The sequence below is a fragment of the Shewanella youngdeokensis genome (assembly GCF_033180165.1).
In the GTDB taxonomy this organism is placed as follows: Bacteria; Pseudomonadota; Gammaproteobacteria; order Enterobacterales; family Shewanellaceae; genus Shewanella; species Shewanella youngdeokensis.
On record NZ_CP136522.1, the window covers coordinates 3,880,282 to 3,892,104 of the forward strand.

At 42.9% G+C, this 11,823-nt stretch carries 9 protein-coding genes; 7 read left to right on the forward strand and 2 right to left on the reverse strand.

Annotation, left to right across the window (positions count from 1 at the left end; all coding sequences use genetic code 11):
* Positions 1-273 precede the first annotated feature (273 nt).
* From RGE70_RS16605 to yihG (RGE70_RS16620), 4 genes are all read left to right on the forward strand, one after another.
* Entirely contained in the window at positions 274-2,043 is a 1,770-nt protein-coding gene (locus tag RGE70_RS16605) for an aryl-sulfate sulfotransferase (protein ID WP_310472549.1), read from the forward strand.
* Between the two features lie 225 nt (positions 2,044-2,268).
* On the forward strand, positions 2,269-3,789 hold the full coding sequence (locus tag RGE70_RS16610) for a YifB family Mg chelatase-like AAA ATPase (protein WP_310472550.1): 1,521 nt from the start codon (positions 2,269-2,271) through the stop codon (positions 3,787-3,789).
* 117 nt (positions 3,790-3,906) lie between these two features.
* Entirely contained in the window at positions 3,907-4,812 is a 906-nt protein-coding gene (gene yihG, locus RGE70_RS16615) for a 1-acylglycerol-3-phosphate O-acyltransferase, YihG family (RefSeq protein WP_310472551.1), read from the forward strand.
* Between the two features lie 5 nt (positions 4,813-4,817).
* Positions 4,818-5,774, forward strand: a complete 957-nt coding sequence (yihG, locus tag RGE70_RS16620) for a 1-acylglycerol-3-phosphate O-acyltransferase, YihG family (RefSeq protein ID WP_310472552.1) — start codon at positions 4,818-4,820, stop codon at positions 5,772-5,774.
* Positions 5,775-5,863: 89 nt separating this feature from the next.
* Here yihG (RGE70_RS16620) and RGE70_RS16625 read toward each other — a convergent pair whose 3' ends face one another.
* The gene (locus RGE70_RS16625) at positions 5,864-6,952 is read right to left on the reverse strand and encodes a branched-chain amino acid aminotransferase (protein ID WP_310472553.1); all 1,089 of its coding nucleotides are present in this window, start codon (positions 6,950-6,952) and stop codon (positions 5,864-5,866) included.
* 633 nt (positions 6,953-7,585) lie between these two features.
* Positions 7,586-8,377, reverse strand: coding sequence for a TetR/AcrR family transcriptional regulator (locus RGE70_RS16630; RefSeq protein ID WP_310473007.1), 792 nt, complete (start codon positions 8,375-8,377; stop codon positions 7,586-7,588).
* Positions 8,378-8,716: 339 nt separating this feature from the next.
* Between RGE70_RS16630 and RGE70_RS16635 the strand changes: the two genes are divergently transcribed.
* Genes RGE70_RS16635 through RGE70_RS16645 form a run of 3 tightly spaced genes read left to right on the forward strand, consistent with a single transcriptional unit; the run spans position 8,717 to position 11,785 of the window.
* Positions 8,717-10,240 (forward strand): flavocytochrome c, encoded by a 1,524-nt coding sequence (locus RGE70_RS16635; RefSeq protein WP_310472554.1) that lies wholly within the window; start codon positions 8,717-8,719, stop codon positions 10,238-10,240.
* Positions 10,240-10,608: a cytochrome c3 family protein gene (locus tag RGE70_RS16640; RefSeq protein WP_310472555.1), complete on the forward strand. Its 369-nt coding sequence runs from the start codon at positions 10,240-10,242 to the stop codon at positions 10,606-10,608. The genes RGE70_RS16635 and RGE70_RS16640 overlap by 1 nt, the downstream gene beginning before the upstream one ends.
* A 43-nt stretch (positions 10,609-10,651) precedes the next feature.
* Positions 10,652-11,785, forward strand: coding sequence for a hypothetical protein (locus RGE70_RS16645; RefSeq protein WP_310472556.1), 1,134 nt, complete (start codon positions 10,652-10,654; stop codon positions 11,783-11,785).
* Positions 11,786-11,823 lie beyond the last annotated feature (38 nt).

The window sequence follows — 11,823 nt, forward strand, 5'->3', positions numbered from 1 at the left end:
ATAAACAGACCGTTGACACAACGGTTAATAAATCAAGCTTCACCAATAAAAACTTAAATTAAAGTTTAGCTTAACCGTGCCTACTAGCATGCATTAACAAATGTAATTACCGAGCACAAACACTTACACAAACAATATTTATAGCTAGCCAGCTAGCAACTACTAATTACTTAATAAACTTTTAAATTTAATACGTTATAAGTCACAACCTAAAATTTATATAAATATATAAAACCATCCAATACTAATTTGCTTTCAAAAGGTGCAATTATTATGTTTAAGAAAAGTCAGTTATATATAGGTCTATTTGTCATTTGTTCTGGTTTATCAGGAGTCTCTATTAACGCATTAGCCGATGGCGGCGGGAGTCTTGCGGCCAAAAAAATGCTCGCTGCCTCTACAGCACAAGGGCAACTTGGTGCAATTGATGTCAACCCTTATGGCAATGCACCTTTGACTGCAGTCATCGACCTAGCAGGCAAACACATTACAGACGTTGAAGTAACAGTACACGGAAAAGGAGAAAATGGAGTAAATATTAATTACCCTGTTGACTCTGAAACCCTACAAACTCATGACGGTGTCCCTCTTTTTGGCTTGTATGCTAACTACAGAAATAATATTACAGTGTCCTATAAGCTAGACGGTAAAAAAATTGTCGAGAAGTACAAATTACAAACTGGCGGGATCTCTACTAAATATAATGAACTGATGGTTCGTCCATTCCCTGAAGTAGAACCGATAACCGTTGCCAAGGGCTTTGAAGACCGACTTTATTGGATAAACTCACAAACTTCGAATCGATACCACAAAGATATAAAGTGGGCTAACGGTGGCTCATTAGATTGGAATTACCAGTCAGTCAACTATATTACTGATACAAATGGTGATATCCGCTGGATCCTCGATGACTCAAGCTTCACCGACGATCAAAACATCATGGGACGCGGCTTCATTATGGGCGTTCATCAAGTAAGTAATGGTGAGATTATTTTTGGTAAAGGTCAAAAATATTACCGCATGGATTTATTAGGAAGAATGATCAAGTCGCTTCCATTACCGCGCGGTTACTCCGATTTTTCACATGAAATCCGTGAAATGGATAATGGTCACTATCTAATTAGGGCTGCTAAACGTAACTACGTTAAGCCGTCAGGAGAGATTGTTACAACCGTTAGGGATCATATACTTGAGGTTGACCAAAGCGGTAACTTAGTTGAAGTTTGGGATTTAAACACCATTTTAGACCCTATGCGTGACACTTTACTGGTTGCATTAGATGCTGGCGCAGTATGTCTAAATGTTGATGACACTCTATCAGGGAAGAAGGTGAAAATTGAACCCGATATGCCTTATGGTGATATTCCAGGTGTGGGCGCAGGTCGTAACTGGGCACATGTTAACTCTATCGATTATGATGAAAAAGATGACACCATTATTATCAGCCCTCGCCACCAAGCAACAGCAATTAAGATTGGCAGAGATAAAAAAGTAAAATGGATCTTAGGGGCTCCTGACGGATGGACTGGAGAGTTAGCAACTAAAGTACTTCAACCTGTAGACAGTAAAGGTAATGATATAAGTTGTACTTTAGGCAAGTGTGACGGTGATTTCGATTGGGGCTGGACACAACATACTTCATGGCTTAATAAAGAAAAGAACACCTTAACGGTCTTTGACAACGGAGATGGTCGCGGATTTGAGCAACCAGCAATACCATCAATGAAATATTCTAGAGCCGTAGAATACAAAATTAATGAAGATGATATGACCGTCGAACAAGTTTGGGAATATGGTAAAGAACGTGGCTACGACTGGTTCTCTGCAATTACTTCCGTTACCAACTATGAAGCAGATAAAGATACCATGTTTATCTTCTCTGCATCTGCGGGCTTATTTAATAAAGATTGGACCAAGCCTGTATTAAACGAAATAAAATATGGTACCGATGAAGTAATGGTAGAGCTTCAAATCCATAATGCTGGACCTCGCGAACCGTCATATCGAGCTCTAGTGATTAAGCCTGAAAAAGCATTTCACTAAATAGTATTCACCACTAAATAAATAGGGAGCAGAAATGCTCCCTTTTGGTGATATTAAAGCACACGTATATACGTAGCTTAATCGCGCTACATTAAACTGTCCCAAATTCAGTAAAACCTGCCTTAAAGTATGAAATCAACACAAAAGCCGCCTAAATAAATAACTGTGGCTAAGCTTAAACCACCCAATTGAGTTCACCGACTGAACAAACAAAAGGATTTGTTTATGGCATTAGCCTGTGTTGCGACCCGTGCCAGCAGTGGCGTCGACGCGCCAGCGGTCACTGTTGAAGTACACCTAAGCAATGGCTTACCGGCATTTTCGCTGGTAGGTCTTCCGGAAGCATCGGTTAAAGAAGCCAAAGAACGCGTACGTAGCGCGTTAATTAACGCAGGCTTCGAGTTTCCAATGCGCCGCATCACCGTTAATTTAGCGCCAGCAGATCTACCCAAACAAGGCGGTCGCTATGACCTGCCTATCGCCATTGGTATTTTGGCGGCCTCAAAACAAATCCCCCTGGAGTCGATTGAACGACATGAGTTTGTCGGCGAGCTTGCGTTGTCTGGCCATGTTCGTTATTGCTCGGGCATATTGCCGGTTATTGTCGCAGCCAGCCAAGCTGACAATCGCTTGGTGATGCCGATTGATAACCGCGCAGATGCGGAGCTTGTTGCATTTGAAAAAGTATTATTTGCCACACACTTGCAGTCATTGGCCGCATACCTCCATGGCCAGTCAGAGCTACCGAGCATTGACCTCGGGTTAGAGTGGATAACCCCAAACATTACCCTTGGCGAGCATTGTTTGAGCGAGGTGATTGGACAGCAGCATGCCAAACAAGCGCTAGAAATTGCTGCCGCAGGAAACCATAACCTGCTAATGCTTGGCAGCCCAGGTACCGGCAAGACTATGTTGGCTAGCCGCATGATGCAACTACTACCGCCATTGAGCTATGAAGAGGCGCTTGAAGTTGCGGCAATTCATTCAGTTGCGGGGCAAACTTTGCAGCAACAACAGTTTTACCAACGGCCTTTTCGCAGTCCACATCATACAAGTTCGGCCATTTCTTTAGTGGGCGGTGGCGCCGTCCCTAAGCCGGGAGAAATATCACTTGCGCACCGTGGCGTGCTATTTTTAGATGAAGTGGCTGAGTTTCCAAGAAAAGTACTCGACTGCTTACGTGAACCAATGGAAACCGGTGAGGTAAGCATTTCGCGGGCAGCAGCAAAGCTTAATTTTTTGTGCCGATTCCAGTTAATTGCAGCAATGAACCCCAGCCCTTGTGGCGACGTAGATAACGCAAGGGCCAATGTTGATCAAATTCAACGCTACCTATCTAGGCTTTCGGGCCCTTTTTTAGACCGTTTTGACATTACCATTGATGTGCCAAAACTGCCGTTAGGCGCGCTCAACTCAACCGATAATCAAGCAGAAACCAGTGAGGTGATAGCCAAACGTGTATTGGCGGCACGAGAAACACAGCTGGCTCGCTCGGGGACACTTAATAGTGAGCTCAACGGAAAACAGTTAAAAAATGAAGCCCGCTTTCATGCAGATGACTTATTGTTTTTGGAGCAAAGCGTCAATCGCTTAGGCTTATCGGTACGTAGCTATCACCGCTTACAACGCGTTGCGCGTACGATTGCAGACTTACAACAAGAGCAAAATGTGTCGCGCGCTCATATTGCACAAGCGCTTGGATACCGAGCTATAGACCGCTTACTCGCCAGTCTAAAACAGAATTAACGCTCAATATATCAACGCATTATTTGTTGATTTTTACAGCAAAATAGTCACATCAAGATTGAGACAAATCGCTACAGCGAGTACTATAGGCTTCCGATTTTTGTCTTGGTGAACCCGATGGGCGCGATAATCTCAAGCATCAAAGGTAGCTTAGCGTTCTTGCTTTACCTTTTTAATACTACATTTTGGGTTATTCCCATTGTCGTTGTCAGTATCATTAAACTGCTTCCTATAGCCAGTACCCGCACTGCTTGCTCCTATTTTATCGATTTTTGTGCCAGTACATGGATCCGCTGTAATGGCGTAATTGAAAATGTATTCCACCCTTACGAAATAGAGGTGCAAGGTGACGCACAATTGTCACCTAAACAATGGTATATGGTGATCGCAAACCATCAGTCGTGGGTCGACATTTTAGTGTTACAGCGAGTGCTTAATGGCAAAATTCCGTTCCTGAAGTTTTTCCTAAAGCAGCAATTAATTTTTGTGCCGATTATAGGCCTTGCTTGGTGGGCATTAGACTTTCCATTTATGCGCCGCTATAGCAAAGCGCAAATACGTAAAAACCCGTCGCTACGCGGTAAAGATATTGAAATAACGCGTAAAGCTTGTGCCAAATTTAAGAGCAAACCTGTTAGTGTAATGAACTTTGTTGAGGGCACTCGTTTTACCAACGCTAAACATCAGCAACAAAATTCGCCTTACACTCATTTATTAAAACCCAAAGCTGGCGGCATGGCTTTCGCGCTGTCAGCAATGGGCGAACACATTAATACTCTTGTCAATGTATCCATTTACTACCCAGGCAAAGTACCAAGCTACTGGGAGTTTATTAGCGGGCAAGTCAAAGATGTCAAAATTCATATTGAGGTGAGTAAAATAGATGACTCCCTGAAAGGTGATTACAGCAATGACCGCGATTTTAAAATCGCATTTCAAAAACAACTAAACCAATTGTGGCAAGACAAAGATCAGATATTAACTGAGTTAGCAAATGCTAAAACAAATCGAGAAGAGGCTTAGCAAGGATGTTGAATTTTTTACCCGGCTCACTGTTGTATGTTATGAGCACCCTATTACTGATCATTAATACCATTGTATGGACCACAATGATTATTATTGGCGGGCTAATAAAATTTGTTCTGCCCTTCACAGTAACTCGCAATCTACTCACACGTGCAATGAACCGCTTTATGTGGGGCTGGGCAACCTGTAATGGCGGAATTTTAAAACTGCTTGCTGACATAGAGTGGGATGTTGAAGGCTTAGATAACCTCGACAAAAACAGTTGGTATTTACTGATCAGCAACCATTTAAGTGGTTTAGATATCGCCGCACAAACTTATGTACTACGTAACCATATTCCAATGCTAAAGTTTTTTTTAAAGCGCGAGCTCTTGTTTGTGCCTTTTTTAGGCATAGGTTGCTGGGCACTTGATATGCCTTTTATGACCCGCACTAGCCCAGCTAAATTGAAGAAAAACCCTAAGTTAAAGGGTAAAGACTTAGAAACCACGCGCAAAGCTTGTGAAAAATTTCGTTTTATACCAACCTCTATTATCAATTATGTCGAGGGTAGCCGCTTTACCGCAGACAAACATAAACGCCAAAACTCACCTTACCGCTATTTATTACGCCCTAAAGCAGGCGGGATTGCTTTCGCTCTTTCTGCAATGGGCGAGCAATTTACTAATGTGCTCAACGTAACCGTACTCTACCCAGAAGCATTTAAAAAAGACGCCCTTTATGAAGCAATGCATGGTCGTTTGAAGAAAATCGTTGTCCAAGTGAAAGTATTACCGGTTCCCAAAGTGGACCATGAACTTTACTTTTCAGAGGCAAATTACCGGGTCGAGTTCCAGCGCTGGTTAAACCAACTTTGGCTAGAAAAAGATGAAGAAATCCATCAATTAATGATTAAACATGACGCTCCAGCAGAACACATTGTTGCAGATAAAACAGCTGACTCTTCGCAACCCAGTTAAGAAAACGAAGCCATAAAAAAAGCTCCCTACGGGAGCTTTTTTAGCTTCGTTATCACGCTAAACAACACTAAACGAATGCTTATATGAGCTTATACTCTGGGCTCAACCCGCTTAACCCAGCCCAATGGTCCCGCTAGTTGACCCTTTTGGATTGCAGTTAACACCTTATAAATACGCTTGGTGTGCTCTCCAACATTCCCATCACCCACGGTGATAACACGGTTATCTTCAAAGATATATGATCCAACCGGTGACACAACCGCTGCAGTGCCAAAACCACCCGCTTCAATAATCTCACCAGATTCGATATCGGCAATAAATTGGTCAAGCATGACCGTTTCTTGACGCACTTCGCAACCTAACAGATCGCCGAGGTCGAGAATCGATTGCGAGGTTATCGACTTTAAAATTGTATCGGTAAACTTAGGAATGATAATGCTGCCGTCTTTAAGTACGTGGAAGTGATTCATCGCCCCCACTTCTTCTATTTGCTTATTATTAGCGTCTAAATACAGTACCTGTGCTGCACCGTACTCGGCCGCAGCCTTACCTGCTTTTAATGACGCAGCATAGTTACCCGCAGCCTTCGAGGCGCCCGTGCCACCAGCAACAGCGCGATGAAAACGCTCACTGATCAATAAACGGATCGCTTTATCAAATCCGTCAGTGTAGTAAGGTCCGCTGGGACTAAGTATGACGCAAAAAGTGTACTGCTCACTAGGACTAACCGATAATCGGTCTTCTGTTGCAAATACAAACGGTCGAATATACAAACAAGCATCTTCTTGCCTTGGAAACCACAAGCGGTCAACATCAATAAGGGCATTGATGGCTTCAATTTGTAAGTCTTCAGGAATAGCGGGAATACAGAGAATATCTGCTGAACGGTTTAACCGCTCAGCATTTTTGTCAATCCGGAAAGTATAAATCTCGCCGTCTTCATGCAGAAACGCTTTAGCGCCTTCAAACACTGATTGACCATAATGCAACGCGATAGCACCCGGTGCCACTTGGAACGGGCCGTAGGGGACGACTCGTGGATCACGCCACTGCCCATCACGATAATCCATTAAAAACATATGGTCAGTTCTGAGGTTTCCAAACCCGACATTAGTCGTAGGTTCGAATGGCTCAGTACGGCGCTCTAACGCAGGTTTTAAATTATAGTTTATTTGCATTGCATACCACCTTTAATACTGATTCTGCAGACTATGCAGTGGTCATAAAAAAGTCAAGTAAAACACAGGTTGGTATTAATTCTTTTAGTAACAAAAACATACAGTACAGTAATGAGTGTCGCGAAAATGAATGTGCAATCGACATCGTTCAGATCTAATACCAATTGCATTACTAGGGCTCCAAAACAGATCCACACTATTTTTTAAGCACTCCTACTTTTATCTGAACACGCCTTTTCCAAAACATGCTACGAATTTATACTAGGCGTAAAATGTTAAAAATTATGCTTATTCTCACCACAACAAAGGTAAATAACACTGCGATGACAGCACGTTCATTAACTGCAAATTCTGGATTTTATTTTATAAAAATGGAATGAGGCTAGAAGTCGTATTTCTTAAAAACAAGCACACTAATATGTCTTCTATTGATTAAAAATACGTGTATTAGGTATAAGTTGAGCATCCAGAGGCTTTAATAATTTGTGCGCCCCCCCAAAAGACACAAAACCTTATTAATAAGTTTTTAAGCAGCACTTAATTATTTATTACAGCCAATAGCATCCGATAGGTTATTTGGACAATGCATAATAACAGCTAACAAATTACAAGCGAGCTTGCAAAGGTGCCACTCTATCTTGCGATAGCTTCTAGACTTATACAGCTTGACTCCGAAGCACTAGGTGCACATGACAACGCGCTACATGCTGAACAGCTCATATGATCTCGATAGTGCTTATCAAAAAAGTTTGAACTTCTTAATTCTAGCGACTCGAACAGTTCAGGAGTTAACGGCTTTACCCATTTATATTGCCCCATTAAACGTGCTAAATGGCGGTAACAAGTCTCGCGACGGTTTGACAGGTATTCAGGCGCAATTAACTGGCTTTCAAATTGGGTCAATGAACCAGTTAAATAAAAAGTAATTCCTTGTACTAACTCTTTTACTTGCAGCGGAGTTGCCTCTAATTCCCCTCGATCAACGGCCTCATTTAGTGATTGAAAAATCCACCCCCAAAAGCCATTAACACGCTTTTTAAATTTGGCAATTTTTTCATCACTGGCTAACTGCCACACCATTGTATTGACAGACACTGAACGTAGAGTAAAAAAACTCTTGCTCCGCTTAATAGTTTCAAAAGTAAACATTATCGGTAGCAGTACTTTTTCAAGTGCCATTAGTTCTGGGTTCTTTTTGATAAAAATAGGCAGATGATTCGAGGTTGCACTGCGTAGGAATAAGCACACGAGAACATCTTCTTTGCGCTCAAAGAATTTGTACAAGGTCCCCGTTGAACACCCCACTTCCTTCGCTAATTGAGAAAACTTAAATGACACAATCCCTTGTGTTTCAATCAGCAGCTCCGCAGCATCAAGAATTTGATTACAACGGATCATTGGTAAAGCTTCAGTTGGGCATTTCATCATTAAGCCTATATATCATTTTGCGCTAATTATGCGCTGTTCGCCTTAATTGGTTTAGTAGTTGCTTCGTTAATCGCGACTAACTTCACGCTAAAACGACTTTATTAATAGGCTTTGTGAGTATTGTCATATAAATACTCTAACTAAAGCCATGTACTCAACATAAAATCCTGCCTCATTTTTTACGGCTATCAACTAACGTCCTCATGTACTGGAGAAAAGATCTTCGAGAACTGACTCACGAATAAATTTGTCACTAAAAAAATGGCGTGACTTAGTTCACCTTTAGTAGCCCGTTTTGCGCTTATCGTTGGCTTATTCCATTGAGAGGACTCAACAATGCAAGGTAGAAGAAATTTTTTAAAACTAGGCGCAGGTGCAGCAATTGGCAGCATCGCGGCGACGTTACCGGCAACGGTTCAAGCTAAAACACGTAGCGAAATTAACTGGACCGAAACCGTAGACACATTAGTTGTCGGATCTGGCTTTGCAGGTTTATCAGCGGCGCTTAACGCAAAACGCCAAGGGCTTGGCTCGGTGCTTGTTTTAGAAAAGATGCAGGTCATTGGCGGCAATTCAGCCATTAATGGTGGCTGGTTGGCAATCCCTAACAACCCAACTCAACTTGCGCAAGGTGTTAACGATGATTCACCTGAAGAACTAGTGAAAGACCAAATAATTTCAGGTCGCGGAATGCAAAATGAAGCTGCATTACGCCAAATTGCGAATCGCGCATTAGATGCATACGCACTATGTATTGACACCGGGGTTCAGTTCAAAAAAGATTTTAACATTCAAGTAGGAGGCCATAACAAAGCTCGTGCAATCCGTACTCAACATGGTACTGGTGGCGATATTACTACCAAGCTTTATGAAGCAGGTGTAAAAGAAGGCGTTGATTACCGCCTACAACATTATATTGAAGACTTCATCATGGATGGTCAGCAGATCATCGGTGTAAAGGTGCGCAAAAACTATCGTTTTCCTGATCTTACTACCGGTAGCAGCATCTTTATCAAAGCTAACAAGGCCGTCATTCTAGCCAACGGTGGTTTTGCTCGCAACATGGCGTTACGTGCCGTAGTTGATCCGTCATTAGACCCTACTCTCGATTGCACCAATGCATTAGGCGCGACAGGCGAAGTCACCCTGACAGCCATGGCTCATGGGGCACTACCTGTACACATGAACCTGATCCAAACTGGCCACTGGGGTTCGCCCGATGAAGGTGGCTTTGGTTGGTCTAACGCGCTGCTTTCTATTGGTTGGCATCAAGGTGCTTCAATAAGTGTACTTAATGGTAAACGCTTTATGGATGAGCGTGCCGATCGTAAAACTTGCTCTGAAGCGATTATGAAAAATCGCAATCAAGATGGCACTCCAGCTTATCCAATTGTGCTGTTTAACTACAACAATTACGCAAATGATCATCGCGTCACCCGTGCCATTCGCGACAAAATGGCCTGGAAACTTGACTCACTCGACGATGTAGCAGCGAAATTCGACATCCCAGTCAATGAGTTAAAAAGCAGTATCACCGAGTACAACACTCACGTTGAAGCCGGCCAAGACCCTCTATTTAACCGCAAAATGGATACTGCCGAGGTGCTAACAGGCCCGTTTGTTGTGTCTCGGATCTGGCCAAAAGTGCATTACTGCATGGGGGGATTAAAAACTGACCTTGCCGCTCGTGTTGTCGATGGTCGCTCAATGGAACCGATTAAAAACCTCTATGCCATTGGTGAGGTGACTGGTGGTATTCATGGTGAAGCACGCCTGAGTTCAACTTCATGCCTAGAGTGCCTAGCTATGGGAATTGTTGTTGCAGAAACGATCAAGGCCGATCTACAGGGAGCCGTCTAATGAACAAATTATTACTAACCGCTCTGCTATCACTCGCTATTTCTGGTGGCGCAGTGGCTGATGAACTAGTCAAGATGAAGGGCAGTATAACAGGTCGAGTAAACCACGAGTTTATCTACCAAGATGGCTGCCAATCTTGTCATCAAGGCTCAGGAAAAAAGAACGCCACCGATGCTGCGTGTGTTGAATGCCATGGTGACATAAACAGCATTGATGTAGACATAAGTAAACTGGCGATTCCAGAAGCTGATCCGCATAAATCCCTGCATTACAACCAAGGTGCTAGCTGCCTTGCATGTCATGGAGAGCACGAGAAAAAAGCACCTGTTTGCGCAGAGTGCCACCGCACTTGGTTTGAAAAGATGTAATCGGCAAGTTTAAATAAAAAATCTATAAGTATAGAAAGGAATTATGATGAAAAACACCACTAAGTTTATGTTGTCTATGGTGGCTACAGCAATCGCGCTTGCAAGCTCTGCAGCTTATGCCGAAGAACACGAAGACGGCATTAATATTGGCGGCGCAGTTCGCGTTAACTACGGTTACAAAGATTATAGCGAAGCTTCAAAAGACAAAGGCGGCGACTTAACCTTTGATATGGCAGCTATTAAGTTTGATGGCAAAAAAGGCGATTGGGGATTAGCGGCGGAATACCGATTCACCTCAAGCACCAACTACGTTAAATACGGTTACGCTATCTACGATGCAACCCCTGATTGGGAGTTACAATTTGGTATTAACAAGGTGCCTTTTGGCAACCGTGATTTTATCTCTAACAGCTGGTGGTTTGGTCTACCATACTACTTAGGTTTCGAAGATGATCATGATGTAGGCATTAAAGCTATCTACGAAAAAAACGGATGGCACACAGATTTAGCCTTCTACAAGAATGCCGAATATGGCCCAACGGAGAACAAGCGTTATTCTACCGATTTATACACAGGTACCATCAATGGTACAGAGTATAACAACGAAGAAACTAATCAGTTCAACGTACGTCAAACCTACACTGCCGAGCACGAAGGTGGTAAAACAACAGTTGGTGGCTCGGTCCAATATGGCCAGATCTACAACAGCAAAACCGGTAACAACGGTGACCGTTACGCTGTAGCACTGCACTTAGACAGCAGCTACAAAGGTTGGAATCTACAACTGCAAGCAATGCAATACGAGTACGACGCAGCCGATGCCGTAGACGGCAATAAAATTGGTGTATCTGTGGTTAGCTGGCAGTATGAAATAGCCTCTAAAGGTCAATCGTATAGTGCTAACATCGCTAAGACATTCAAAACCGACTGGGGTAGTGTCAAGTGCTATAACGATTTTGGCTTAATGACGCCAGATGTTGATGACGATGACTACGACAACAGCATGCAAAACGTTACAGGCTGTGCCATTTCAGCAGGTCCGACTTACACAATGGTTGATTTTGTTATGGGTAAGAACATGACCTTTTCAACAGCTAACAACGACCACGTTGGCCTTCCTGAAGTTGGTGACGATTGGGACAAGCGCGTAAACATTAATTTTGGTTACTACTTCTAACAAATGAAGGTTTAGTCACTAAAGCGTTCGGCAAAAGC